General features: G+C 45.1%; 24 protein-coding genes and 1 rRNA gene. 23 read left to right on the top strand and 2 right to left on the bottom strand.

The features are described 5' to 3' along the window. The first annotated feature begins 1 nt into the window (after position 1). The 16 genes from ahpF to QMA13_RS33575 all read left to right on the top strand — a co-directional run bounded on the left by ahpF (position 2) and on the right by QMA13_RS33575 (position 15,090). Positions 2–1,531 carry an alkyl hydroperoxide reductase subunit F gene (gene ahpF, locus QMA13_RS33650; protein ID WP_282937965.1) on the top strand — a complete coding sequence of 510 codons (1,530 nt, stop codon included), beginning with the start codon at positions 2–4 and terminating at the stop codon, positions 1,529–1,531. Between the two features lie 134 nt (positions 1,532–1,665). Then, positions 1,666–2,319, top strand: coding sequence for a M48 family metallopeptidase (locus QMA13_RS33645; RefSeq protein WP_282937964.1), 654 nt, complete (start codon positions 1,666–1,668; stop codon positions 2,317–2,319). A 160-nt stretch (positions 2,320–2,479) separates the two neighbouring features. Beyond that, entirely contained in the window at positions 2,480–3,064 is a 585-nt protein-coding gene (locus tag QMA13_RS33640; protein ID WP_282937963.1) for a hypothetical protein, read from the top strand. A 77-nt stretch (positions 3,065–3,141) separates the two neighbouring features. Beyond that, positions 3,142–4,368, top strand: a complete 1,227-nt coding sequence (locus tag QMA13_RS33635; protein ID WP_282937962.1) for a hypothetical protein — start codon at positions 3,142–3,144, stop codon at positions 4,366–4,368. 204 nt (positions 4,369–4,572) lie between these two features. After that, positions 4,573–5,031: an NUDIX domain-containing protein gene (locus QMA13_RS33630; protein WP_282937961.1), complete on the top strand. Its 459-nt coding sequence runs from the start codon at positions 4,573–4,575 to the stop codon at positions 5,029–5,031. Between the two features lie 248 nt (positions 5,032–5,279). Then, complete coding sequence (locus tag QMA13_RS33625; RefSeq protein ID WP_282937960.1) at positions 5,280–6,065, top strand: hypothetical protein; 786 nt, start codon at positions 5,280–5,282, stop codon at positions 6,063–6,065. 106 nt (positions 6,066–6,171) lie between these two features. Beyond that, positions 6,172–6,861, top strand: coding sequence for a response regulator transcription factor (locus QMA13_RS33620; RefSeq protein WP_282937959.1), 690 nt, complete (start codon positions 6,172–6,174; stop codon positions 6,859–6,861). Continuing rightward, a complete protein-coding gene (locus QMA13_RS33615) occupies positions 6,858–8,393 on the top strand; it encodes a sensor histidine kinase (RefSeq protein WP_282937958.1) in 1,536 nt (511 codons plus the stop codon). Before QMA13_RS33620 ends, QMA13_RS33615 begins: the two co-directional genes overlap by 4 nt. A gap of 470 nt (positions 8,394–8,863) precedes the next feature. Next, positions 8,864–10,153, top strand: coding sequence for a glycosyltransferase family 39 protein (locus tag QMA13_RS33610; RefSeq protein ID WP_282937957.1), 1,290 nt, complete (start codon positions 8,864–8,866; stop codon positions 10,151–10,153). Beyond that, complete coding sequence (locus tag QMA13_RS33605) at positions 10,128–10,820, top strand: glycosyltransferase family 2 protein (protein ID WP_282937956.1); 693 nt, start codon at positions 10,128–10,130, stop codon at positions 10,818–10,820. Before QMA13_RS33610 ends, QMA13_RS33605 begins: the two co-directional genes overlap by 26 nt. Before the next feature lie 4 nt (positions 10,821–10,824). Continuing rightward, on the top strand, positions 10,825–11,202 hold the full coding sequence (locus QMA13_RS33600) for a DUF2304 domain-containing protein (protein ID WP_028552177.1): 378 nt from the start codon (positions 10,825–10,827) through the stop codon (positions 11,200–11,202). A gap of 17 nt (positions 11,203–11,219) precedes the next feature. Further along, a complete protein-coding gene (locus QMA13_RS33595) occupies positions 11,220–11,558 on the top strand; it encodes an EamA family transporter (RefSeq protein WP_282937955.1) in 339 nt (112 codons plus the stop codon). Positions 11,559–11,564: 6 nt separating this feature from the next. Then, on the top strand, positions 11,565–12,608 hold the full coding sequence (locus tag QMA13_RS33590; protein ID WP_282937954.1) for a GNAT family N-acetyltransferase: 1,044 nt from the start codon (positions 11,565–11,567) through the stop codon (positions 12,606–12,608). 308 nt (positions 12,609–12,916) lie between these two features. Continuing rightward, positions 12,917–13,582: a class I SAM-dependent methyltransferase gene (locus tag QMA13_RS33585; protein ID WP_282937953.1), complete on the top strand. Its 666-nt coding sequence runs from the start codon at positions 12,917–12,919 to the stop codon at positions 13,580–13,582. Further along, positions 13,575–14,480: a polysaccharide deacetylase family protein gene (locus QMA13_RS33580; protein WP_282937952.1), complete on the top strand. Its 906-nt coding sequence runs from the start codon at positions 13,575–13,577 to the stop codon at positions 14,478–14,480. Before QMA13_RS33585 ends, QMA13_RS33580 begins: the two co-directional genes overlap by 8 nt. A gap of 202 nt (positions 14,481–14,682) precedes the next feature. Next, positions 14,683–15,090: a DUF2231 domain-containing protein gene (locus QMA13_RS33575; RefSeq protein ID WP_282937951.1), complete on the top strand. Its 408-nt coding sequence runs from the start codon at positions 14,683–14,685 to the stop codon at positions 15,088–15,090. A 68-nt stretch (positions 15,091–15,158) separates the two neighbouring features. Here the strand turns inward: QMA13_RS33575 and QMA13_RS33570 are convergent, their stop codons facing one another. Further along, positions 15,159–16,076, bottom strand: coding sequence for an FAD:protein FMN transferase (locus tag QMA13_RS33570; protein ID WP_282937950.1), 918 nt, complete (start codon positions 16,074–16,076; stop codon positions 15,159–15,161). A gap of 136 nt (positions 16,077–16,212) precedes the next feature. Between QMA13_RS33570 and QMA13_RS33565 the strand changes: the two genes are divergently transcribed. The 4 genes from QMA13_RS33565 (at position 16,213) to QMA13_RS33550 (ending at position 19,770) form a co-directional block, all read left to right on the top strand. Then, on the top strand, positions 16,213–16,926 hold the full coding sequence (locus tag QMA13_RS33565) for a response regulator transcription factor (protein ID WP_282937949.1): 714 nt from the start codon (positions 16,213–16,215) through the stop codon (positions 16,924–16,926). Further along, positions 16,899–18,209 carry a sensor histidine kinase gene (locus QMA13_RS33560; protein WP_282937948.1) on the top strand — a complete coding sequence of 437 codons (1,311 nt, stop codon included), beginning with the start codon at positions 16,899–16,901 and terminating at the stop codon, positions 18,207–18,209. The genes QMA13_RS33565 and QMA13_RS33560 overlap by 28 nt, the downstream gene beginning before the upstream one ends. 68 nt (positions 18,210–18,277) lie before the next feature. After that, positions 18,278–18,895: an FMN-binding protein gene (locus tag QMA13_RS33555; RefSeq protein WP_282937947.1), complete on the top strand. Its 618-nt coding sequence runs from the start codon at positions 18,278–18,280 to the stop codon at positions 18,893–18,895. 17 nt (positions 18,896–18,912) lie between these two features. After that, positions 18,913–19,770, top strand: a complete 858-nt coding sequence (locus QMA13_RS33550; RefSeq protein ID WP_282937946.1) for an RnfABCDGE type electron transport complex subunit D — start codon at positions 18,913–18,915, stop codon at positions 19,768–19,770. 39 nt (positions 19,771–19,809) lie between these two features. On the opposite strand, the gene QMA13_RS33545 is transcribed toward QMA13_RS33550, so the two are convergent. Further along, positions 19,810–20,718 carry a helix-turn-helix domain-containing protein gene (locus QMA13_RS33545; RefSeq protein WP_282937945.1) on the bottom strand — a complete coding sequence of 303 codons (909 nt, stop codon included), beginning with the start codon at positions 20,716–20,718 and terminating at the stop codon, positions 19,810–19,812. 176 nt (positions 20,719–20,894) lie between these two features. Here QMA13_RS33545 and QMA13_RS33540 point away from each other — a divergent pair, with 176 nt between their 5' ends. The 3 genes from QMA13_RS33540 (at position 20,895) to QMA13_RS33530 (ending at position 25,510) form a co-directional block, all read left to right on the top strand. Further along, positions 20,895–23,276, top strand: coding sequence for a glycosyl hydrolase family 95 catalytic domain-containing protein (locus QMA13_RS33540; RefSeq protein WP_282937944.1), 2,382 nt, complete (start codon positions 20,895–20,897; stop codon positions 23,274–23,276). Positions 23,277–23,447: 171 nt separating this feature from the next. Beyond that, entirely contained in the window at positions 23,448–23,795 is a 348-nt protein-coding gene (locus QMA13_RS33535; RefSeq protein WP_282937943.1) for a hypothetical protein, read from the top strand. Between the two features lie 179 nt (positions 23,796–23,974). Next, positions 23,975–25,510: ribosomal RNA gene (locus QMA13_RS33530) — 16S ribosomal RNA — on the top strand. Positions 25,511–25,581: the final 71 nt, after the last annotated feature.

Below are 25,581 nucleotides of genomic sequence, written 5' to 3'. Positions count from 1 at the left end.
AATGATACTGGACGCAGATATTAAGGCACAACTAAACCAATACCTTCAGCTTATGGAAGGCGACGTGCTAATCAAAGTTAGCGCAGAGTCTGATGCGGTATCTACGGATATGCTGGCCTTAGTAGAGCAAATATCCAGCATGTCGTCCAGAATTAAGGTAGAAAAAACAAAATTGCCGAGAACGCCGAGCTTTAGTGTGAACCGTGTTGGCGAAGATACTGGGGTGACTTTTGCGGGTATTCCGCTGGGACACGAATTTACTTCATTAGTATTAGCTCTGCTGCAGGTTAGCGGAAGAGCTCCAAAGGTTGAACAGAACGTTATTACCCAGATTAAAAACCTAAGCGGCGAATATCATTTTGAATCTTACATTAGCTTGAGCTGCCACAACTGTCCTGATGTAGTTCAGGCGCTGAACTTAATGAGCATCCTCAATCCAGGCATTACACATACTATGATCGACGGCGCAGCGTTTAAAGCAGAAGCAGAGAGCAAAAACATTATGGCAGTGCCATCTGTTTACCTAAATGGTGAATTCTTCGGTAGTGGCCGTATGACGCTTGAGGAAATTCTTGCTAAGGTGGGTAATGCTCCCGATGCTTCCGATTTTGCTAATAAGGACCCATACGATGTGCTTGTCGTTGGAGGAGGCCCAGCTGGTGCAAGTGCAGCGATCTATGCGGCGCGTAAAGGCATTCGAACAGGCATTGTTGCTGATCGTTTTGGTGGTCAGGTCATGGACACCGTGGGTATTGAGAACTTTATTAGTGTTAAATATACCGAAGGTCCTAAGCTTGCAGCAAGTCTTGAAGAGCATGTGAAAGAGTATGGAATTGATGTAATGAAATTACAGCGTGCCAAGAGTTTGGCAAAAAAGGACTTCATCGAAGTTGAACTCGAAAATGGTGCTGTTCTAAAGAGTAAGGCCGTAATCCTTTCAACAGGTGCTCGTTGGCGTAATGTTGGAGTACCGGGCGAAGCAGAGTTCAAGAACAAAGGTGTAGCATACTGCCCACATTGTGACGGTCCTTTGTTTGCTGGTAAGCACGTAGCGGTTATTGGCGGTGGTAACTCTGGTATTGAGGCGGCGATTGATCTCGCAGGCATTGTGAGCCATGTAACGGTCCTTGAGTTTATGCCGGAGCTTAAAGCTGATGCTGTATTACAAAAGCGTCTTTACAGTCTGCCTAATGTAACGGTTCTAACGAACGTTCAAACCAAAGAAATTACGGGTACTGATAAGGTTAATGGCATATCCTACATTGAACGTGACACAGGAGCAGTTCAGCATATTGAATTGCAGGGTGTGTTTGTTCAGATCGGACTTGTACCCAATACCGATTGGTTAGGCGATACGGTCGAACGCACTCGCATCGGCGAGATCGTTGTAAATAGCCATGGCGCTACGAACGTACCTGGAGTGTTTGCTGCAGGTGATTGTACAAACAGTCCGTATAAGCAGATTATTATTTCTATGGGTTCTGGTGCTAATGCAGCCTTAGGTGCATTCGATTATCTAATCCGCAATTAAAGAATGAGCAGCACGCAAACTCAAATTCAGATACAATAGGGGAAAGAGAAGAGGGAAACAAGGAGTCATCCTTGCCCCTAGCTCTATCCCCTTCTTTGTTGTGATTTATAAATAACCTTATAGGAACGATGCAGATGAAAATGGAGTTTGAAAATAATACGATTGAATTTAATGTTGTATATGGCATTAGAAAAAAGATTACGATTCAAATCGATTCTATGGGTTTCATAACCGTTAAAGCTCCTAATGATACAAGTAAGGAAGTGGTTATGAGTGCTGTGAAACAGCATGGGGAAAGAATCTTGGAAAAATTACATCTCATTGCTCAAGCTCGAGAAACACCAAAGACAAGAGATTATCAAGATCAAGGAAAGTTTCTTCATCTTGGAAAATATTATTTTCTTCATGAGTTAATCGAGACTGATGGATTAAATGAAGAAGAGTTGAAAATACGTCTAAAGAAGTTTTATTTCTCAAGCTGTAAGAAGATTGTAGGAGAACGAGTCAAAATTTATCAAACACAACTGAAAGTAAAACCCAAAACGATTGAGGTCGAGGAGTCTAAAACCAAGTGGGGAAGCTGCAGCTCGGATAAAATAATAACTTTTAATTATCGTTTAGCTATGGCTCCAATTGAAGTTATAGATTATGTAGTGATCCATGAACTGTGTCATCTCACTCATATGAATCATGATCGATCATTTTGGAGACGAGTAGGAAGCATTATGCCGGATTATAAAGAAAAGGAAGCGTTCTTGGCAAGGTATGGTCAGGCTATGACACTTTGAGCCTATCTAGAGTCTTTAACGGGATTCTAGTTTTTTTTGCTTTGTTTAAAGTTTAGTGTGATTCAATCCATACGGTAGAGAAAACTTTAGCAAGAAATCGGAGTATAATTAGGTAGTTTTATCCATTCGAGAGATGATTATGAAAGGAAGTGAGAAACAAATGAGATGGACGAAAGCGCTAATCGGAACGATATTCAGCCTTCTAACATTCATGGTAACATCCATCACGGCGAACGCGGAGATGTTTCCTACAGATACGCCCGAATCGGGACGGGTACCGTCAGAAATTACGTTGCTCGCGAATACGCCATACTATGACAAGTATGAAAATTCAGGAGGACCACCGGAAGGAGTTTTGGCTCCGCAGGTGGTTCAGGTCGTTATTGGAGGTATGCCATGGTCGAGTCAGTATAACTGGTGGAAGATTCATACCAAGTTCGGCGACAAGTGGATCAACGTGCAGTCCAAAAATTTAGATGTGCCGCCGCCGAAGTCGGTATCCCTTTTGGAAAATACACCGATTTATGCAAATCCTGAAGCGGACGAGGAGCCTACTGCAATACTGTCGCCACAAGACGTAGACGTTGTCGGCTCGCAAAAGCAATGGTTCGCTGCGAATGGGTACGACGATAATACAATGAAGTGGCTACAAATTCATACGACTTGGCTCGGTGATCAATGGATACGAATACCGCTTAATCGAATAGGGAATGTACATGAACTAGACGAGAAGCATACTTTTTAAATGAGGGCGGTTTACAAAATGTTATTTCACATGTAGCAGGCGAATTTGTCTCACCGTTTTTTGACGCCCTGTATAAGGTGGAAACGGATAAAGGACCGCAATGGCTTCCGTCGCGCGGCATGAAGATTACCGAAAAAAAGGAACCTATTCAGCTCGAAACGCGAACGACATTGTTCGTCAATCCGTATCCTTACGGTGATGAAATAGCCATACTTGACCCTCAGACCGTGGAGTCTTTCGAACAGATTGATCATAATAATTATTGGTACACTTCTGACAATCCGGTTTGGTATCACGTACATACTTCGTCGGGAGAAGGCTGGATCAACAAGCAATTTGCTGATCCGATCGACGCCAAGCCAACTCTGGTAACCATTCAATTAAATGCTAATACGGAGCTAATGAGCTATCCGACATCAGGCATTTGGTACAAATTTGCTCAATTGTCTCCGCAGGTCGTTCACCCATCGCTTTATTGGGACGATAAGCAGGGAAATCGCTGGTATCAGGTCGATTCCTATGTTGGGAAAACATGGTTTTCACTTAACCCATATACGGATCGCATTGTGCAGCCCGGAACCGAACAAGCAATACAGCTATCGTTTTACACGCAATATTACAATAGCGCACGGATAAGTGGGGATGAGCTCCTGATCCAGGATCGGAAGGTCGGCTACAGAAAGGATAGTACTTGGTTTGTCTCGCTTCCGTTTCTTTCTGAAGGCTTCCGTTACACTCTCAATGATTCGGATGGCAGCTTTACTTTTACAAGTAAAATGGGGTATGCGTTCCGGGTTAAACCAGAATCAAATACCGCAACCACGTTGTGGCAAGGAGCTGATAGTCGCTCCGTGAAACTAACCAAAGCGCCAGTGCGAGTGGCAGACGAGCTTTACTTGGATACTGCTGATATTCGGACGCTGTTCGGCTCCCTGATTTCCGAGAATGGCTCAGACATTGCCTTTTGGCTTCAAGCCTATAACGTCGCTGCACCTGACATTCCTTACTCTATAGACAAAGAGAAGTTGAAAATAAGCGCATCCTTGGTTGATAATACGCAGCTGCTCAAGTCCGACGCTAACGAAGATCGTCCGAAGCTAGTGGTCGAAGACCGCGGGGGGACTTATGATACTGCCGTTCAGGCTGGGGTTGAATGGGTTGCACCGCTTCGAACGGATCAGGCTTTGTATCAGTTAAATGCTGTAAAGCAGTTGAAGCAAGGGGGAAATGATCTTAGAGCTGTAATAAAAATCGGTGAGCGGATATTGTGGCAGCAAGATTTCAAAGTCACCTTTACTCAGTAATCTTGTTTCAGGTCGCCGCTATACGGCAGAGGAACCGATAGCGGTAGTTAAATAACAAATCAAATGAGCAGGAGCTTTGTGGGCCTGCTTGTTTTATTGCGCGAAAAGCGGGACTGAGATAGGTGTCGAATTTGATTTGTCTTCCAATTATTATTTGTTATGGTAAAATATACTTCCTATATCTTTTAATAATTAGGAGGACACATGAAACCAATAAGAAATTCCGCTAAAGCAATCATAGTCGAAGATGGCAAAGTGTTATTAACCAAAAACAAGGATGATGCAGGATTCTTTTATTTATTTCCGGGTGGCGGACAAGACCATGGAGAAGAATTGAAGGATGCCGTCCTAAGAGAATGCTTAGAGGAGATCGGCGAAAGCGTGGTAGTTCATGATCTAGTCTACGTGCGGGAATATATCGGGAAAAATCATGAGTTCGCTTCATGGGATGCCGAAGTTCATCAGGTCGAATTTTATTTTAAATGCTCATTAGCATCCAGCGATTCAACAATTACTAACGGTGCGAATCCTGATGAAGCCCAGGTGGGCGTTGAATGGATTGAAATGAAAGACATTGATGAAATTAGATTGTATCCAAAGCCGCTTGGTAAAATTTTAAAGAACAATATAATAGAAGCTTGTTATTTAGGTGATATGAATTAAATTAACCTTGATAGTGCACGCGGCTTCTAACTCGATATGGGTAAACGGCCTAATTAGAGTTCCTCAAAAATGCTTCATTAAAGTCCCCTTCCCTTCTGTGTACTGTGAAACCAAATTTAAGTCCTTCTACAGGCTTAACACATAATTTCCCATAATGTTACGATAACATGTCCATAATCTTTCGGTACATTAAGTGTGTAAGGAAGACACATTCCTTAAAACACATAAACCGGAAGGAGTTTTCAATCATGAAAACAAATCAATGGAAACGCCGTTTAACTCATACTAGTCTGGTCGCCGCTATGCTTACAATGGCTATCGGAGGTACAGGAAGTGCATTTGCTGCTGATAACACAGACCAGAAAGAGGCCCAAATGGCTACGGTAGTTGCACAGCCTGCAGTTAAAATCTCATCGTCCTTTGCTTTTGGAGGTAGCTCGAACATGCTGCTTCAGCCCGCTTTACAGCGGAACTATTTGAAGCTGTTGGCAACTACTTATACTCCAGAGTCGCTAGGAGAGTGGAAGCAGGCGCTTGACGAACGCAAGCAGGTCGAAAGCGAGATGCCTAAGCCGAAAGTCATGAATAGCGTAACGATTACGAAAAGCGCGGATAGCATCAGTGTGAAGGGTGCCGAGGCCGGAGATTCTGCAAAACAGCTCAGATTGTATCAAATTACAATGCCGGAGAATACAGAGACAGAAAAACAAAATGAGGCTTCTTCGTCCGACAAGGCTGAGGCAGCACGTGTTCAGATTTCCAAAGAGGGCGCAGTAATGAAAAATATTACCCAAGCAGTTCCAGTTGAGGTGAAAGATGCGAGTGATATAATGAAAGTTGAACTGCCGGAATCTTTCAAACGCCAACAAAAGCTTGCTGAAGCTGTTGATGCAGAGGATGCAACGACAATTCGAAGCTTGCTGCCTGAGCTGTTGAAGGATTATAAGCAAGATACCGATAATCTTCGTAAACTAGCAAAAGAAATAGAAGCTGATACCGTTCAACCTACCCAGGGGGATGAATCCAGCAAATAAGTAGCCTTGAAAAGGAAAGTCTTATAATAACAGGGTGGAACCGGGGCGCATTAGCGAAACGGCTCCGCCTTTTCCTATAGTGAGGGACCACAGGAGGAAAGCTTCCATGTATCAAATCTATTTAGTAGAAGACGAGGAGCATTTGAACGGTGTGCTGGCCGCTTATTTAGAGAAAGAGGGGTGGCAAGTGCGTTCGTTCCGTGATGGGACATCGGCTCAAGCGGCGATAGCGGAGCGACCGGACTTGTGGGTCCTCGATATCATGCTCCCTGGCATAGACGGATATCAGCTGATGCGTGAAATTAAAGCTGAGCTTCCGTCCCAACCGGTTATATTCATATCAGCCCGTGATGCCGATATCGATCGCATCGTCGGACTGGAGCTAGGCAGCGATGATTATTTAGCCAAGCCCTTTCTGCCGCGCGAACTCGTTATCCGGACACGCAAGCTGCTGGAGCGGGTCTATGGCGGCCCCACAGCAAGCGCTGCTGCTTTTGAGCGCCGCAGTAAGCTCTCCGCTGCCCCATATCTGATTGATGAACAAGCGCGCATTGTTACGGATGGTGATGGGAGCAAGCTGGAACTAACGAGCAAGGAATTCGAGCTGCTTGTCTTTTTTGTCAGCCATAGCGGGCAAATTCTCGGTCGGGAACAGGTGTTAAATGCCGTCTGGGGAGTGGACTACTACGGCTCAGACCGCGTCGTAGATGATTTGGTGCGCAGGCTGCGCCGTAAGCTGCCGGAGCTGCGATTGGAAACCGTGTATGGCTTCGGGTATAGGATGGTGAGAGCATGAGGCTTAGAATGGGACAATGGCCGCTTGCGGTCAAGCTATGGGGTGCTTTTGCAGCATTAACCTTGTTTATTTTTGGGCTGCTTGCTATCCTGCTGCCATGGACGTTGAAAGGTTTTTTTACTCAACAGGTTTATGATATTTTGCTTGATGCACAGAGCGGGATTCAAATGGAGCAAAATACATTAGCGGTTCCGGCTGTCCGAATAGAAAAACCGGCGCTTCCCCAAATCATGGCGGAAGCACAAGCTGTGCCTATGGCCAGCGTTACCCTCATTTCCAAAGATAGCATTGCTGAGAAGCAAGTCGAACCTGACAAAATGGCAACTTTAACGATAGGGACTCGCATTAGTGCCCCGGAAGGGCCTGCTATTCAACACTTTATGATCAGCGGAGCGACAACATCAAGCGAAATGGCTCAACCGACGTTAACTATATCGGCCGATGCCGTAACCAAGCCTTTCGTACAGGCCATGGAGCAGGATGCCCTCACCCAAGCGGTTCCCTTGATGAAATATACGCGTAGTATCGATAACAACAGCATCTTCTATGTCATTCGTAAGGAAATTGTACAAAATGAGCCGAATTATCTTGTCTCCTATGCCTCCGGTAATTACCGCAACGATCTTGTCATGACGATGTTCTTCAGGCTAATGCTGCTTATGGTTGGTTTGATCGTGATAAGCTGGCTGCCTTGTGTGGGTTTGGCCCGTTATTTCACGCGTCCGCTCGTTCAGATGGAACGGCATGTCGGGAGGCTGGCTGAACGGGACTGGCATATGCCGTTTGAAACTAAGCGCAAGGACGAAATCGGCCGTCTGGCTAAAGCGATCGAATCGATGCGGCAGCGTCTGGTCCGGCAGGATAAGGCACAGCAATTTTTTCTGCAGCATACCTCGCATGAGCTCAAAACACCCGTTATGGTCATTCAGAGCTATGCGCAATCCATCTTGGACGGCATTTTTCCGAAAGGCAGCTTAAATGAAAGCGTCAGTGTCATTATCAAAGAAGGAGAACGTCTGGAGAAGCGAATTCGGGACCTGCTACTGCTCAATAAATTGAACTATTTAACCTCTCGCGACAAACCGTTTCAACCGTTTGAATTTAATAGTGTCATAGAAGACGCAGTGGAAAGGTTGCGTTATCGTCGGCCGGAAATTGAATGGGAACTGGAACTTGTGCCTCAAATTCAATTGACGGGTGATGCAGAGCAGTGGAAGGTTGCGTTGGAAAATATATTGGACAACCAGCTCAGATATGCGGCAAGACGTATTCAGATCAGTGCTAAGCCAAGCGAAACAAGAAGTTCTCTCTCTATAGTGCGGATCGGCAATGATGGACCGCCGCTGGATGAAGCGATAGCAGAAAGTCTCTTCGAGCCTTTCAGGACAGGTGGAGATGGTCAATTCGGGCTTGGTCTTGCCATCGTGAAACAAATCGCAGAGCACCACGGGATGATCGTCAAAGCCGTAAATGAAAGTGATGGCGTTGCCTTTTATCTGGAGCCGAAGGATGTAGAAACAAGAAAAGAATAATAACCGTATCCAATGCAGTCTAAAGCATGATTTTTAATGCTCTAGGCTGTTTTTTATTAGGAATTTAGGAATCATTGGGCTTTGTCACATGACAAAACTAATGACAACACTCACTACAATGTAGGGGAGGAGTATCAGCTTACGTTAGAGACTTTCAATTTTGAATGCAACCCACTGGCAACAATAATAGAATTTAAAAATTTAACCATTTTTTTATAATTGCGAGCCAAAAAAACGGCAGGAAAATTGTTGAGATACGTCGAAAAGATTATCGATTCATTTCATTATTCACAAGGGGTGCATCAAAACGGGTTTTAGAGAAAATAGTCTCGTACGGAATATTGCAAAACGACTTCGAGGTGATGACACGGCATTGATGATGTAATGTTCACGTTATAAGGCGGTCCAATATGTTTTTTAGCTCGGTAAGACATGATAACAATTCATAAAAAATTTGGAGCGGTGTACAATTGTCCCTACTTGTTCGTATATATCACAAATACAAGGATCGAGATTTTATTTTCACGATTCCACTTGTGATTCTGGCGCTTGATCAAATTTTGAGCTACTATTTCTGGATTTTACGTTCCGGTCAGGGCCTTCCTCAGTCAGAAGATAGCCAATGGTATATCGACTATGCAAACGCTTTAATGACTCATTTTACAATCGGCACATCAATGAATGATATATTGTATTTGGGCTATAACTTATTGATTACCCTGCTTCTTGCTTTGTTCAAGGACCCCACTAAAATTGTTTTTATACAGGCGGTTACTGCAGGCTTAAGTGTCATCCTTGTATTTAAAATTACACGCATGCTTTTTAATAGAACCGCTGCGATCATAGCTTCCTACTTTTATTACGACGCTTGGGAAGTCACGCTTTGGTCGATGTATATCCTTTCAGACAGTTTTTTCATCAGTCTCTTGCTTTTATGTATTTTTCTCCTCCTTAAAGTATATGAATCCAATAAACGAATATATAAAATTCTTTTTGTCATTTCATCTCTGTACATGCTTGTCTTCCGGCCGACCGGTATCGTTTTGATAGGCTTTATCTTGCTCTATATCGTCATCAGGACCAATAGAAAAACATTGCTTGGTCTATTAAAAAAGTACAGATACGTTCTCGGAGGCTGCGGCATTGCGGTTATCGCGGTGTGCATCTACTTGTTTTCCGGAAATACATTGGATCCTCTCATTACATCACTTCAATTTAATGCAAAAAAGGTACTTTATAATGTTTACGCTAAAGGCTGGATTTATGACAAAGCGACACCTCACGACCATTATTTCAAACCAAACTACGATATTAATATTTTTAACAGCTTGATACTAAGCTTTTTGATTAACAATTGGGATCATATTTCCATTGTCTACGGCAAGAGAGTTATTGCCTTTCTCGGCAGATGGGTATGGGAGACGAATGTCACCAGCTTGCATGGTATTAAAGTGCTGGCGATACACTTGCTTCCGACATTGTTCTTTTTGACAGGAACGGTCGCGGCTATTGTGAATGGGACGTTCAGGAAGGCATCGATTATTTGGCTGTCGGCATTGGCTATTTTTATTTTCTGTATCCTCATCTTTATTGACTTCATGTATCGATATAGGGCGCCTGCTATTCCTTTTATCGCCATTGCAGCAGGCTACGGAGCAGAAAGAATCATTTACGGTCTTTATTTTATTGCCAAAAAATATGCGGGGAAGCTGAGCCGTTATGGGACAAGGAAAAGTGTTAATAGTGATTCCGGCATTTAATGAACAGAACAATATATTAAAAGTGATAAGGGACATCCGCGAAAGCATCCCTTATTCCGATATTTTAGTCATTAACGATTGCTCGAATGATAACACCTCATTTGCAGCTAGGCAGGCGGAAGGGGTCAAGGTAGTTGATCTTCCATTCAACCTAGGGATTGGTGGAGCGGTGCAAACCGGATTCAAATACGCTCACACTAGAGGCTATGACTATATGGTGCAGATCGATGGCGATGGGCAGCATATTGCCAAGGAAGTTGAGAAGCTGTATGACGCGATGCTGCGAAGCGGAAGTGATATGGTCATCGGCTCCAGATTTCTGGACATTCAATCTTTTCGAACGACTTGGTCCCGTAGACTTGGAATTAAGGTGTTCTATCTGCTTTTCCGCATGATGATTCAAACCAAGGTGACCGACAGTACTTCAGGATTTAGGATGTACAATAGCAAAAGCATAGAGCTGCTGCGCAAATATTATCCAGATGATTATCCGGAACCGGACGCCATTATTTTATTGAAAAAACATGGCCTTCGAATTAGCGAGGTTGGTGTTGAAATGCGGGAGCGGGAGCATGGTGCGTCTTCTATTACTCCTATTAAGAGCCCGTATTATATGGCTAAAGTGATTTTATCCATCTTTTTCTCCTATACAAGGACGAGGTGGTGATAGCATGGACGGCGGATATCATTTATACAGCTTTCAGTTGATGGGGATCGTATTCAGTCTTATCGTTATTATCTCCGTATTCCTTATGGTAAGGGCCAGGATGATCAAAGAAAAATATTCTCTGGTGTGGTTCTTTATCGGTTTGTTTACGCTCGTGATGTCAGTATTCACGGACTTAATGGATTGGTTCTCTACCTTAATCGGGGTGTACTATGCTCCATCGGCGTTTTTTGCCATCTTGATCGTGTGCGCATTTTTGCTGCTCTTAAATATGAGCGTCAGCATATCGGGACTGAAAATGCATAATAAAGTTCTCACACAGGAGCTCGGTTTAACGAAGCTGAAGCTGGAAGAGCTCGAAAAGAAAATGAACGAGGGGTAATTATTATTAAATACGTCATGCTGTTTGGAAGTGTAACGATGACCGTAGCGGCGAGTACGCTGCTCAAGATAGGAAGCAGAGCAGTTAGCTTTGATTCAGGTCTGCTATCGATTCTATTGGGATACTTGTCATCGCCGCTTATCGTATTGGGCTTTGTTTTGTATGCGCTAGCTGCCTTTTTGTGGATTTATTGCCTTTCCCAGTTTGACCTAAGCTACGTCACGTTCGTGTCCAGCATCCAGTATATTTTGTTGATCGCTGTGTCGATTCTGGTGTTTCATGAGCAAATCAGCATGATGAAATGGTCCGGATGTGTCTTTATTTTGATCGGCGTCATTTTTTGGCTGAAAGGATAACCGCTAATGTACAGTTGTATTGCTTATACCGAAGCCTTAAAGGATGAATGGGATCTATTCGCGCATAAAAGGGGAACGGTATTTCATACTTCGGCTTTTAGACAAATTTTGATCAGCTCCTTTGGTTATCAATGCCTTTATCATGCCATTGTTAACAGTGATAATCGTATTTGCGGAATCATTCCGCTCGTTGTCGGTCGTAGTCTAGCGATGAAGAAAGTAGGCGCGTCGCTTCCTTTTGTTAATTATATGGACATTTGTACGGATAGCGAAGAAGCAAGAAGCTTTGCGATCAATGCCATGAAGGATTTAAAGGAGCGGTTCAAACTGAGCTATGTGGAACTGCGTCTCAAAGATCAGGACACCGAGCAGCCCGAATGGCACCGGAGTCTTCAGCATCATACTTTCCTTCTTCCGTTAACGGAGGATGAAGAGAGTGTGCTCTCCTTGTCATCGAGAAGTAATCGAAATCATGTACGCAAAGCCTATAAAAATAATTGGTTTACCGTTTCCTTCGATGTCGGCTATTTGGACCGCTTCTACAAAGTATATGTCAAAAGAATGAAGCAGCTCGGCTCTCCTGCCCCGGATATTTCCTTCTTTCGACGGTTCTTCGAGCTGCTGCCGGATCATGCGTTCCTGCTCTCCGTGCTGGATCAGCAGACAGGGGAAGTTGTAGGGGGAATGCTCTTATTAAAAAGCCCGAGCAATGCAACGCTTTATTATCCGTATGGCGCGAATCTTATTGAATACAACAGCAAGTACTTGAATAATTTCATGTACTGGGAGGCTGTAAGATTTGGCATACGAAGTGGACTGAATTATCTGGACCTGGGTCGCTCTCAGACCGGCTCGGGAACGTACAAATACAAAGAACAATGGGGTGCCAAGCCGGAGCAGCTCAAATACCTCGTGTATAATGGCAGCAGTCAATCAACTGGCGCACCGGACAAGCAAAGTTTGCATTTGTTTGTGGAGCTTTGGAAGATCGCCCCTTCCTTTATTACCGATAGCGCAGGCAAACGATTGATGAAGTATATATTGCCTTAGAGCTTTTCGAAGAAAAGCTTGCATCGGAAGCTTATGCTTAGCTTTCCGGAGGAAAGCTTGCTACGGAAGGATACGCTTAGCGCTTTTCAAAAATCTTCATTTAGATAATGTGATGAACGAAGGTAGGGTATCCCTTGGAGGAGCGATAGCGTCCGCCTTTGTTATTGGGAAATTACCGATAAAAAGAAAAAAATTTTCCTATAACAACAGCGGCCGGAGGGGGATGCCCTACCGGAGTACCTCATACATTTTCTGATTTGAAGGTTTCTCGACATTATATGGATTTCCCATCGGAGGATGTAAAAATAATGAGTCAATTGAATTGGAAGCAGTACTTCGATAACAAGGCAGAGACGCACGGAGCATCAGTCAAATCGTCCGATTACTTCAATGAGGAAAGCTTTTTCATGCAAAGAGATCATACGTTGCGTTGGCTTGGAGACTGCCGCGGAAAGCAAATACTGGACGCTGGCTGCGGAGTAGGAGCCTTCAGCGAGCCTTTGGTTAAGGATAATACCGTGTATGGCGTCGATTTCTCCGAGAAAAGTCTGGAGTTTGCGGCGGCTCGCGGGTTGAAAACAATGACGGACGATTTGACCGCGCTGCGGTTTGAGAATAACAAGTTCGATGTGGTGCTATGTATCGGTGTCATTCAATTAATCGAACAATATAAATCCGTCATTCGGGAGCTTGCAAGGGTGACTAAGCCGGGCGGGACGCTGCTTATAGAGACTTTGCACAAAGGCTCCATCCAAAGAAAGGTGCTTCGCTTGTTCGAAAAAAGCAAGAAATTCGATCAAATGTATGCGATGGATGAGCTGAAAAAGCTCTTTATTCAGCATGGGTTTGAAAATATACAATTTTTAAAGCTTCACCATCCTTTCAAGTTCGTAAGCCAGAGCAGCGGAGAAGGCCAACTGTCCAGCATGTTCTGCACTTCGTTCGCGATCAAAGGAGTCAAAAAAATTGATTAAAGAAGCTAATAGCATTAGCGGGTCTCATGCTCAAATCAAGGACAGTCGCATTAGCAATATGCTCACCTTTGATATCGAGGAATGGTTTCACGCTAATTACGATAACATGACACCAGATACGAGCAAAGGCTCTAATTTCAGAGCTCATATGGATGGGTTATTACAGTTATGCAGCGATGCCGGCTGCAAAGCAACCTTTTTCGTGCTTGGATGTATCGGTGAGAACTACCCGGATATCGTCAAAGCGATTGCGAAGGAAGGACACGATGTGGCGTCTCACGGTTACGGACACGAGCTGGCTTACAAACAAACCTACGATGAATTTAAAGCTGATGTGAAAAAGTCTGTCGATATATTGGAGCATTTAACGGGTACACCAGTTTTGGGTTATCGCGCCCCCTCATGGTCTATTGTAGAGAGCAATCTGCACTATCTGCAGGCGCTTGAAGAACTGGGGATGAAATACGATGCCAGTATTTTTCCGGTCAAAACCTTTTTATACGGCATTCCCACGGCCCCAACGGTCATTCATAAGCCTCAGGTTAACGGAAGAGAATTAGGTATTTATGAAGTTCCGATGTCAGTGATGAAGGTATCTGGTAAAAACGTAGGATACTCAGGAGGCTTCTACTTCCGCTTTTTCCCTAAATTCGTGATTAAATCTGCGATTCGATCGGCTAACCGACAAGGTAAAAGCTCCATTGTTTATCTTCATCCGAGAGAGATCGATGCGAAGGAGCATAAGCTGGATCTGCCGCTTAAGGAGCATTTCATTCATTATTATAATGTGAGCGGAACGCATGCTAAGCTGGAGGATATCGTGAAGAGCTTCCGGTTCACATCGATTTCAGAGCATCTGAAGCATCAATATGGACTGGATGTCGGTTTGTCTGACTGATGTTTAAGCAAGCTAATTATGTATGAAGCTAATAAGCACTTTTTCAGGTTGATCAAGGGGACCCGTAGCGGGCAGTCTGATCGAATGAGGAGGTGTTTTTTTTACGGTACAGCTAGTTCTTGTGATACCCATTAGGATTTTCACTTCAATTTCATAATTCAAGAGTATGGTTATAGGAAACATATGATGGAGGAGGTAATCCATGAACACCCCGTTGCATCCGCTAATTGTTCATTTTCCTATTGCTCTACTAATCCTCGGGACTGTATTGCTCTGGTTGTCCTTCTGGAAAAAAGCGTGGCTGGATAAGGCCGCTATTATTATGCTGTCCATCGGTTGGTTTTCTGGTGTGGCTGCGTATATGACCGGTGATGGAGGGGAAGAGTTCGCCCTTTCTCATTTTGGAGCAACACGCCCCATGATTCATCAGCACGAGAATATGGCGATGTATTCTATGATATTGTTTGCAATTGTTGTAGGTATCAACATCATCTCTCGATTTGTGTCCATTCGCTATATTCGCATTATTGAAATATTGGCATCTATAACGGGACTGGTATTTATCGTGCTGACAGGTCACTACGGCGGACAACTTGTTTATCATAATTAATGAAATGAGCTTAGCCGAGAAACTGACATTGTCCATGTCGGTTTTTTGTTATTGAACGAAGGGGGCTCTTACAGTAATTGGAAATTATCGGTTCGTTGCAGCTCAGTGGAAGGCAGCACCCATAATCCTTCGAGCTCCGTTGATTTCAGCAGCTTCAATCCTTCCTGGGGTCCGAGAATATAGGCAGCCGTGGAAAAGGCGTCGGCCAGCATGGCATATGGGGCGATGACAGAACAACTGAGAACGTTTTTCTGGCTAAGTCCTGTTTGAGGAATTAGCAAGTGATGCTCATTGGTTACGATGGTGCTTTTTCGTTCGTATCCTCCTGAGGTACAGACGGCGGCATTGGACAGCCGGATCGAACCCATAAGGGATTCAGGATGTAAAGGATGCTGGATACCGATCAGCCAGGGCTCTCGGTTCGAGTTCAATCCTCCGGCGTATACATCGCCTCCGGCCTCTATCAGAAATCCTTCGAAGGATTGAAGCTCATTGGTGGCCAGGTCTACGGCAAAGCCTTTGGCTACAGCTCCCAAATCGAGCCTGATTGGTTTGGTAAGCATAACGGACCGGGTTCGTTCATCCAGCTGAACATCTCGAAAGGATACGGCTGTTTCTAGCTCATGTCCGTCATCCAGAATCGGTTGTCTTGTCAAATAATGATATTTAAAGCCTAATGACGCCATAGCATGACCCACTGTAGGATCAAAGTTCCCGTCTGTCATTTCAGCTACTTGAAGAGCAAAACGAATCAGCTCGAATAGCGTATCGCTTACGTTTACCCATATTCCCGTTTGCATGGACAATAGGCTTAGCTCGCTATCACAGGCGAATCGGCTGCAGCTGGTCTCTACTTGCCGAAATATGCGCCAAACCTGATCCATTCGGGAGAACACGATCGATCTCGGTTGAGCAGAGACAATTTCCAAATGTACAGAGGTTCCCATGGCAAGCGCAGACTGCTTATATATATTTTGTTTAGACAAGATCCACTCCTCCAGACATGGGTGAAATGTAATAAATCTTTGATAATCCTATCATGCTAAAATGAAATCATGCTGAAAAATCATATGACGATAAGATACGTTAAATATTGGACAATAGAAATAAGGGAGGATAACCTTGAACATTTTATTGGTAGAAGATGATAAAAAGCTTGGCGAACTGGTTCAATACAAGCTGAAAAAAGAGTTGTTTCAGGTCGAATGGGCACAGGATGCCTGGATGGCCGAATCCTTTATGGCGAGGTCCGCTTTTGATGTTTATATATTCGACTGGATGCTTCCTCGCAAGAGCGGTATAGATCTGTGCAAAGAAACCAGGTCGAGAAAGGATTTCACTCCCGTATTGATGTTAACCGCTAAGGATACGGTGACAGATCGTGTGCAGGGATTGAACGCCGGTGCGGACGATTATTTGATCAAGCCTTTTGCATTTGAAGAATTAATTGCACGAATCCATGCTTTATTCCGAAGAAAAGAAACGAATTGGGAAGGAGAGAAAATGAGCCTGGGCGATGTGCTTGCCATTCATAAGACCCGACGCGAAGTCATTCGAAGTGGGGTAGTCCTTTCTTTGTCGCGACGTGAATTCCAGCTGCTGGATTTTTTGGCCGATCATCAGGGGCAAGTTTTAAGCAGGGAACAGCTGCTCGACCGTGTATGGGGATTGGATGCGGAAATAACCTTGAATGCGGTGGATGCAACGATCAAACTTTTACGTAAAAAGCTGGATGATCCTTTCCCGGATAAGCTGATTCATAATGTGCGAGGATTCGGCTATCGCTTGATGATAAAGGAGGACTCTATGTGTTCCAACGAACAAGAATGCGACTAACGGTAGTATTCGGCTGCTTTTTAGCGTTGATATTAATTCTTGTTACGTTAGCATACTACTTCTTTTTGCAGGAAACGATCCAAAGAAATGAGCGTGCTGAGTTTACCAAAATCCAAGAGAAAACGAGCCGTCAGTGGGAGCATCGCCTTGAGGAAATCAATAAGGAGCGTCGCGATTTAAAGAAAGAGCGGGAATCAAGAGGTATCGATTGGCAATACCTGCAATCTAACGAGCTGGTCATGCTTATATCCTCTGATAAAAAAACGTTCGTCTCCACGACGACGTATACCGCCATGACGGAGCAAATGATGAAATGGGCCCAAGCAGGCCAGTATATAAATAAACAAAAACTTGAAATAATGGATGGGGACCAAAAACAATATTTTCTTGTCGGCAGTTCAGCTTTGAATGCAGGGGGTTCTTATTGGGCAGCTATTGATATTTCTTCAGATGTAAGGCTGCTTAGTCAAATGAAATGGCTGTTGCTGTTATTCTCTGTCGTCTTGCTTTCGATCGCCTGTGCTGGAGGGTACTTGTTTGCAGGGAGAGCGATGGGCCCTATTAAAAATTCCTATTTCAAACAGGTGGAGTTCACAGCCAATGCTTCCCATGAGCTCAGGACGCCTCTAAGTGTCATGCATTCTTCTGTTGAGCTGCTATCGGACTTCAAATCAAGCCTGCCTCCGTTCGAACAGCACATACTGGATGGGTTGAAGGATGAAGTTCAGAGAATGACCCGCTTGGTAGAGTCACTGCTTCTTCTTGCCCGAAGCGATTCGCAGTCTTGGACGTATCAAAAAGAGCACATCAATTTAAGCGAGCTTTGTGTTGACACCGTACGATCCATGTACGCCATTGCGCAAAAACAGGGAATCGAGCTGCGAAACGCTGAACCGTCTGCTGAAACTTCTGTCGCGTACATTTCAGGGGATGAGGACCAACTGCGTCAACTGATCTATATTTTATTGGACAATGCTATTAAGTATACTCCGTCTGGAGGAGAGGTCACCGTTTCCTGTATTCAGGAGGATAAAGCAGTGACTCTTCGTGTTAATGATACGGGGATAGGTATTCCTGAGAATGAGCTGCATCTTATTTTTGACCGATTTTATCGGGTAGATAAAGCCCGCTCGCGCGAAAGTGGTGGAGCGGGTCTAGGGTTGTCGATTGCCTCCGAAATTATAAAGGTACACCGGGCAGCTGTGAGAGTAACAAGCAAGGAGGAAGAGGGAAGTTGCTTCGAGGTTATTTTCCATCGAAACCAGACTAAAGAAATGCGGTAGCAACTTTTCATTTTACTTTCACTTTACTGTTTTATAGTAGAAGCAGCAAAGCACGAGGAGTGTTACCGATGGAACGTATGGGAAAAAAGTGGATTGCTCTTTGCTCGACGGCAATAGGAATCGTATATGCTTCCGGCTATTTTATTAATGATCATTCAGTATCCGCAGGAGCTCCCTCCGTCATGGAGACAATGGCGGCAAATCCCTCAGTAACCGAAGCCCCGACAATAAAGAAGAAGCCAGAGGTTCTTCAGGGGATAACAGGTGAAGGAGGGCATGAGCGTGGAAGAACCAAAAGACCTGGACATATCGATGAAGGCCTCCAGCATAAGGAACCTAATGCTAGTGCAAATAATCAACCGCGCAGCACGGTTCAACCCTCAGCACCATCTCCAACCCCATCCAAACCTGGAGCTGCCCTGACCTACAAGGACGGTACATTCTCAGGTTCAGGGACGAATCGGTTCGGCACAGTCAAGGTTGACGTAACAATCCAAAAGGGACAAATCGCCAATGTCATTATTGCCGAATGCAGCACCCGGTACCCTCAACGCTATATTGATTCATTGCCTGACGAAGTGAAAAAGCAGCAAAGTGCTCATATTGATTCAGTTAGCGGCGCGACGCGCAGCAGTGAGGATTTCATCGCTGCGGTGATGGAAGCCTTGAGCAAAGCGCAAGCTTAGGATGTGAGGAGCAGCTTATGGATCAATCTACTACTACAGAACACCGTCCCTATAGAAAAAAACAGCCGCTATGGCGTACTCCCAAAGGCTATGTCATGCTGCTTTTACTTATCTTACTTGCCGTTGCCACCCTTTCATCAGGTATCGGTGGCTTAACACATACCGGAGTTGCTGTGCTTGCAGCCGTTGTAACGGATCTATGCGCGGTGCTGCTGCAAAAACGGAAGCCTTCGCTTCCGGACGGAGCTATCGTTACTGGTCTTATCGTTGCTCTTGTTCTGAGCTATAAAGAGCTCTGGTATATCGCCGCTGCTGCATCATCGTTATCCATTATCTCCAAGCATGTTCTTCGTATGAAGAGAAAGCCATTGTTTAATCCTGCGGCTTTGGGTTTGCTTCTATCCTCTGTCTTATTCTTCAGCGGTCAGGATTGGTGGGGGAGCTTAGTTGAACTCCCTGTTTGGAGCTTAGCCATTGTTATAATTATTGGGTTCATGATAGTGGATAAGGTGAATAAATTCCCACAAGTGCTTGTGTTTTTGGGAACTTATTTTGCTCTCTTGCTGATCCTTAGTCTGTTGCACCTTGGCGAGGTTATGGAGCTGTACCAACCGCCATTTTTGAATGCGATCTTGTTTTTGAGCTTTGTCATGGTTACAGATCCGCCTACTTCTCCAGGCAATTATTCCGGTCAAGTAGGTTTCGGTCTGATCGCTGCAGTAGGCAGCATAGCTTGGAATGTTTGTGTTGGGGGCACTTCATTTCTGTTAATTGGCTTATTATGCGCCAACGTTATCTTCAGACTAACCCATTGGAGCAAATCGAAGCGAGCTGGAATCACCCAAAGTCGACAGGAAGTCAGGACGGAAGTCTGATTTTCTGCCGGCTTTTTTTGTATTTGTGGGATTCTCGAATTAACTCAAAGCACGATGCTTATCCCTATATTCCGATGGAGACATTCCTGTGGCATGACGAAACGCCTTTGAAAAATAATGAATCGATGAAAATCCATATTTCTCGGCAATGTCCGTAATGGAGAGGTGCGAGAAGCATAAATCCTCTGCGATATGATGATATTTTAGCCGGTTTAAATAATCGCTGGGGGAATAACCGGTATCCTGTTTAAACAAATCGTGAAAACGGCTTTTGCCTAAACCGAGCTCATGAGCCCACTCATATAGCTGCAGCACGTCCAGTTCTAACGGCTCTTTTTCGATGGAATCCAATATTTTTTTAATTCGTGGGTCATAGGTGACGTTATGTTTGACAGCAAAAGCAAGGTATTGATGCAAAAAGGACTGGAACGCTCCGTTATATTTTAGGAAATCCCATGGATTACGGCCTCCAAGCAGCTCCGGAGGGGGTGTCAGGCCATTGAAATAAGAAATCCATAGCGGAATATTATTAATAGAAGTTACTTCATTCAGCTCCAGCTGAGGAGAAGGGGAGATAAGCTCTTCGCGATAAGTGTCTACACCGTGAAAATAATCTCTTTGATACTGAAAGCCGGGTCTATCCACGTACCTCCAATCAAAATAGGCGCAGCGATGAATCATCGGATTACTTGAATCTGATGTCCATTGATGCATGGTGCCTGCAGAAATATACGCAAGCGAACCTGCTTGCACCTGATAGTGACGGTCGTTCAGACGCAGGGTGCCTTGACCGGACTCTACTAAAACAATGGCATTGGTGTAGCATATCCGAAGTGGACACTGCTCCCGAGGAGCAAAGACATATTTTTGGGCAAAAAGCAGTAAGGGATTGAAATCAGAATAACGAGTGGGGTAATCCACCTGGAAGCTGTAGACAGTAATTTTCAACGGTTTCACCTTCTTCACAAGTCAATGTCGCTCTCTATTATATTGGAAAAAAGGACAAATGAAAACGATTCCGTGCAAAGACAAAAAAACAAATCAGACCTATAATGAAATGGCTTTCAAAGGGTGGCAGTCTGGACAGCTTTAGCAGTAAAAAAAGAACACTAGGGGGAATTCTTATGAGCAAAAACAAGCTTATATTAAAATATCCGGCTTCATGGTGGAAAAATAAATGGAGAGAAGGACTGCCTTCAGGGAACGGCTCTATTGGCGCTTCGGTCTTTGGTGCGGTCAAAGAAGAGAACATTCTCATTACACACGAGGATTTGTGGCATTGGGGACAAAAAGATGAAGTGCCGGACGTAAGCCACACGTTAGCCGAGACGAGAAGGCTGATGACCGAGGAGAAGTACCTAGAAGCAAGCTGGAACTTGACCAATGCCCTTAAAGAACAGGGGTACAGCACTCGATTAGCTGCAAGGTTCCCTGTAGCGGATCTCAAGCTGATGATGCATGGCGACCATGCCTTTAAACAATACCGAAGAGCTCTTAACATGGAAACAGGTGAGGTGACGGTATCCTGGAAAGACGGCGAAGTCGCCTATAGAAGACGCTTGTTTGTATCCAGAGCGGACAATGCCATCGTATACGAGGTTCAATCGGACAGACCATCCATTCAAGGAGAATTACGACTGGCTTTCCACCCAACGGATAGTCCGCGTTTGGCTGACAAGTGCAAGGAGATCGAGGAAACGGTCCAAGTCAAAGCCGATGAGAACTATATGTATTACGCTGCACAAAATGATGACGGAACGGATTTTGGTGCGGTGCTTCGTATTTTATCCGTGTCAGGAGAAAGGGAGGTGCATCAGGAAGCTATCCGCATCAAGGATTCGTCCAACCTCTTGGTTGTCGTCAAAGTTTTCGTAAAAGGGGAGCGTGATAAGGAATGGGCACGACTTCAGGAAGAGTTGTCTCACCTTAATGCGAGTTATGAGGAACTGCTGGCTGCTCATGTCGAGCTTCACGGCCGTTTGTTTCACTCAGCTGCATTGCAGCTGGGGGGCGACCAAGGGGAGCTGACCAATGAAGAGCTGCTGCTAGAAGCTTATGATGGAGAAGCGCCGACAAGCCTGGTCGAGAAAATGTGGGCATACGGCAGATATTTATTCATATCCGGAACGCATGAGAAAGGGTACCCTTTTGGTATGTACGGTCTCTGGGGTGGAGATTACCGATTGACGTGGTGCCATAACATGGCCAATGAAAACGTACAGATGATGTACTGGCATGCTCCTACCGGTGGGCTTACAGAATTGATGCCTGCCCTTATTCATTACTATGAAAGCATGATGGATGATTTCCGCAATAATGCACGCAAGCTGTACGGCTGCCGCGGTATCTATATTCCTGCTGGCTCGACGCCTGGGATTGGCGTTCCTAACCAGATCGTTCCTGTCATTATGAACTGGACCGGCGCTGCAGGTTGGTTGGCAAGACACTACTATGAATATTACCTGTATACCGGCGACAAAAGCTTTCTGGTACAAAAAGTGCTGCCATTCATGAAGGAAGTGGCTTTATTCTATGAAGATTTTCTTGTGTTAGATGAAGAAGGCTTTTATAAATATTATCCTTCGGTTTCACCGGAGAACACGCCGCAAAACTTCATGCCTACGGACGGCAGACCCTTGGCGCACCCAATGCCTACCACCATTAACGCAACGATGGATTTTGCAATCATGAAGGAGCTATTATCCCATCTAGTAGAGGGAAGCCGTGATACAGGGGTATACGGGGATGAGGTTGAGAAGTGGGAACAGATGATCAAGCGTATTCCTCCTTATCAAGTCAATAACGATGGGGCTATTCGGGAATGGATGAACGAGACGTTCGACGATCGGTATGATCATCGACATCTTTCACATATTTATCCGATTTTCCCAGGCCAGGAGTTTACCAGAGAGGAACAGCCGGAGTTATTTGCTGCATTCGATACAGCGGTCCAGAAACGTCTGATCGGTGCCCAAAGCGGCTGGTCGCTTGTTCATATGGCAGCTATTTATGCCCGGTTGGGCGATGGGAACAAAGCTCTGGAATGCCTAGATATCTTATCGCGGTCCTGCTTGCTGAACAATTTCTTCACGCTGCACAACGATTGGCGAAATATGGGTGTATGCATGAACATGCCTGAAGCGCCTATTCAAATGGATGCTAATATGGGGTGGGTCAATGCAGTACAAGAAATGCTGCTGTACGTATCTCCTAAGCTGGTGAAGCTGCTGCCGGCACTTCCGGATAAATGGGATCAAGGTTCCGTAACCGATCTTCGCTTTAGTACAGGGAAGCTATCGATGTCATGGGATAAAAGAAAAGGAACCTTTAACGCTGAGTTTACAGCCGAGAGGACAACTAATATGACGGTGAAGCTTCCAGAGCTTTTTGATGATTATTCATGGTCAGGGGATAACAGCATGGTTGAGGTCTCATCTTTAGGTTCTCATTGTTATGATCTTCATATAAAGCAAGGACAAGTAGTGACCGTGAAGCATAATCTTTAAAATTAGATTGAAAAGAACAAAGGAGAGGATTCATATCTCGGTCCTCTCCTTTGTTACTATATAATAGAGGATTCTTGTCCTAAACGGATTCTTATTTTCATTGCAAAATTAATCCTTGCGTTAATACTATAGAATGTGGTACATTACAAACCTCGGTTGTTGAAGAACAGCATGAGAGATTCAAAACAAATTAAAAATGACTTTCTGAGCTTGCTGGGCAATCCCAAGAATGGAAAAAATTTTTTGCTTGCATTGAGGACAAGAGATGTGGTACATTACAAACCTCGGCCGCTGAAGAGCAGCATGAGAGATTCAAAACAAGTTAAAAATGACTTTCTGAGCTTGCTGGGTTATCCCAAGAATGGAAAAAAAGTTTTACTTGCATTGAAGATAAGAGATGTGGTACATTACAAACCTCGGCTGCTGAAGAGCAGCATGAGAGATTCAAAACAAGTTAAAAATGACTTTCTGAGCTTGCTGGGTTATCCCAAGAATGGAAAAAAGTTTTACTTGCATTGAAGATATGAAATGTGATATAGTACGATCTTGTGTGATACAAACACAGACGAGCTAAACAAAAGAATTGTCCTTTGAAAACTGAACAACGAGTGAATGTTTTAAAGAGAATGAAAATTCTCGCTAGCATTGAATTTTGAGCTTAAGACAAGCTCTGTTATACGATCATCTCGGTGATCACTTTAATGGAGAGTTTGATCCTGGCTCAGGACGAACGCTGGCGGCGTGCCTAATACATGCAAGTCGAGCGGTCCCTTCGGGGATAGCGGCGGACGGGTGAGTAACACGTAGGCAACCTGCCTGTAAGATTGGGATAACTATCGGAAACGATAGCTAAGACCGGATAGCTGGTTCTCTCGCATGAGGGGATCATGAAACATGGGGTAACCTGTGGCTTACAGATGGGCCTGCGGCGCATTAGCTAGTTGGTAGGGTAACGGCCTACCAAGGCGACGATGCGTAGCCGACCTGAGAGGGTGATCGGCCACACTGGGACTGAGACACGGCCCAGACTCCTACGGGAGGCAGCAGTAGGGAATCTTCCGCAATGGACGCAAGTCTGACGGAGCAACGCCGCGTGAGTGATGAAGGTTTTCGGATCGTAAAGCTCTGTTGCCAGGGAAGAACGCTCAGGAGAGTAACTGCTCCTGAGGTGACGGTACCTGAGAAGAAAGCCCCGGCTAACTACGTGCCAGCAGCCGCGGTAATACGTAGGGGGCAAGCGTTGTCCGGAATTATTGGGCGTAAAGCGCGCGCAGGCGGTCATTTAAGTTTGGTGTTTAAGCCCGGGGCTCAACCCCGGATCGCACTGAAAACTGGGTGACTTGAGTGCGGGAGAGGAAAGTGGAATTCCACGTGTAGCGGTGAAATGCGTAGAGATGTGGAGGAACACCAGTGGCGAAGGCGACTTTCTGGACCGTAACTGACGCTGAGGCGCGAAAGCGTGGGGAGCAAACAGGATTAGATACCCTGGTAGTCCACGCCGTAAACGATGAGTGCTAGGTGTTAGGGGTTTCGATACCCTTGGTGCCGAAGTAAACACAGTAAGCACTCCGCCTGGGGAGTACGCTCGCAAGAGTGAAACTCAAAGGAATTGACGGGGACCCGCACAAGCAGTGGAGTATGTGGTTTAATTCGAAGCAACGCGAAGAACCTTACCAGGTCTTGACATCCCGATGCAAACCCTAGAGATAGGGTCCTTCTTCGGAACATCGGAGACAGGTGGTGCATGGTTGTCGTCAGCTCGTGTCGTGAGATGTTGGGTTAAGTCCCGCAACGAGCGCAACCCTTGACTTTAGTTGCCAGCATTGAGTTGGGCACTCTAGAGTGACTGCCGGTGACAAACCGGAGGAAGGCGGGGATGACGTCAAATCATCATGCCCCTTATGACCTGGGCTACACACGTACTACAATGGCCGGTACAACGGGAAGCGAAGCCGCGAGGTGGAGCGAATCTTTAGAAGCCGGTCTCAGTTCGGATTGCAGGCTGCAACTCGCCTGCATGAAGTCGGAATTGCTAGTAATCGCGGATCAGCATGCCGCGGTGAATACGTTCCCGGGTCTTGTACACACCGCCCGTCACACCACGAGAGTTTACAACACCCGAAGTCGGTGGGGTAACCCGCAAAGGGAGCCAGCCGCCGAAGGTGGGGTAGATGATTGGGGTGAAGTCGTAACAAGGTAGCCGTATCGGAAGGTGCGGCTGGATCACCTCCTTTCTATGGAGTCCATGATGACTGTAGGTCATCGGACATGAGCAGTATATTATACTGCAAACAACATTCACTCG

This window comes from Paenibacillus sp. RC67, assembly GCF_030020805.1.
In the GTDB taxonomy this organism is placed as follows: domain Bacteria; phylum Bacillota; class Bacilli; order Paenibacillales; family NBRC-103111; genus Paenibacillus_S.
Note: the sequence above shows the minus strand (reverse complement) of the source record. Positions and strands in the feature narration are given on the sequence as shown.

Bases quoted from the DNA above. Each gene is read 5' to 3' on its own strand.
- QMA13_RS33595 (WP_282937955.1), top strand. From the start codon at position 11,220: ATGCTGTTTGGAAGTGTAACGATGACCGTAGCGGCGAGTACGCTGCTC.
- QMA13_RS33535 (WP_282937943.1), top strand. From the start codon at position 23,448: ATGAGAGATTCAAAACAAATTAAAAATGACTTTCTGAGCTTGCTGGGC.
- QMA13_RS33540 (WP_282937944.1), top strand. From the start codon at position 20,895: ATGAGCAAAAACAAGCTTATATTAAAATATCCGGCTTCATGGTGGAAA.
- QMA13_RS33625 (WP_282937960.1), top strand. From the start codon at position 5,280: ATGAAAACAAATCAATGGAAACGCCGTTTAACTCATACTAGTCTGGTC.
- QMA13_RS33615 (WP_282937958.1), top strand. From the start codon at position 6,858: ATGAGGCTTAGAATGGGACAATGGCCGCTTGCGGTCAAGCTATGGGGT.
- QMA13_RS33590 (WP_282937954.1), top strand. From the start codon at position 11,565: ATGTACAGTTGTATTGCTTATACCGAAGCCTTAAAGGATGAATGGGAT.
- QMA13_RS33600 (WP_028552177.1), top strand. From the start codon at position 10,825: ATGGACGGCGGATATCATTTATACAGCTTTCAGTTGATGGGGATCGTA.
- QMA13_RS33645 (WP_282937964.1), top strand. From the start codon at position 1,666: ATGAAAATGGAGTTTGAAAATAATACGATTGAATTTAATGTTGTATAT.
- QMA13_RS33550 (WP_282937946.1), top strand. From the start codon at position 18,913: ATGGATCAATCTACTACTACAGAACACCGTCCCTATAGAAAAAAACAG.
- QMA13_RS33585 (WP_282937953.1), top strand. From the start codon at position 12,917: ATGAGTCAATTGAATTGGAAGCAGTACTTCGATAACAAGGCAGAGACG.
- QMA13_RS33620 (WP_282937959.1), top strand. From the start codon at position 6,172: ATGTATCAAATCTATTTAGTAGAAGACGAGGAGCATTTGAACGGTGTG.
- QMA13_RS33575 (WP_282937951.1), top strand. From the start codon at position 14,683: ATGAACACCCCGTTGCATCCGCTAATTGTTCATTTTCCTATTGCTCTA.
- ahpF (WP_282937965.1), top strand. From the start codon at position 2: ATGATACTGGACGCAGATATTAAGGCACAACTAAACCAATACCTTCAG.
- QMA13_RS33630 (WP_282937961.1), top strand. From the start codon at position 4,573: ATGAAACCAATAAGAAATTCCGCTAAAGCAATCATAGTCGAAGATGGC.
- QMA13_RS33640 (WP_282937963.1), top strand. From the start codon at position 2,480: ATGAGATGGACGAAAGCGCTAATCGGAACGATATTCAGCCTTCTAACA.
- QMA13_RS33555 (WP_282937947.1), top strand. From the start codon at position 18,278: ATGGAACGTATGGGAAAAAAGTGGATTGCTCTTTGCTCGACGGCAATA.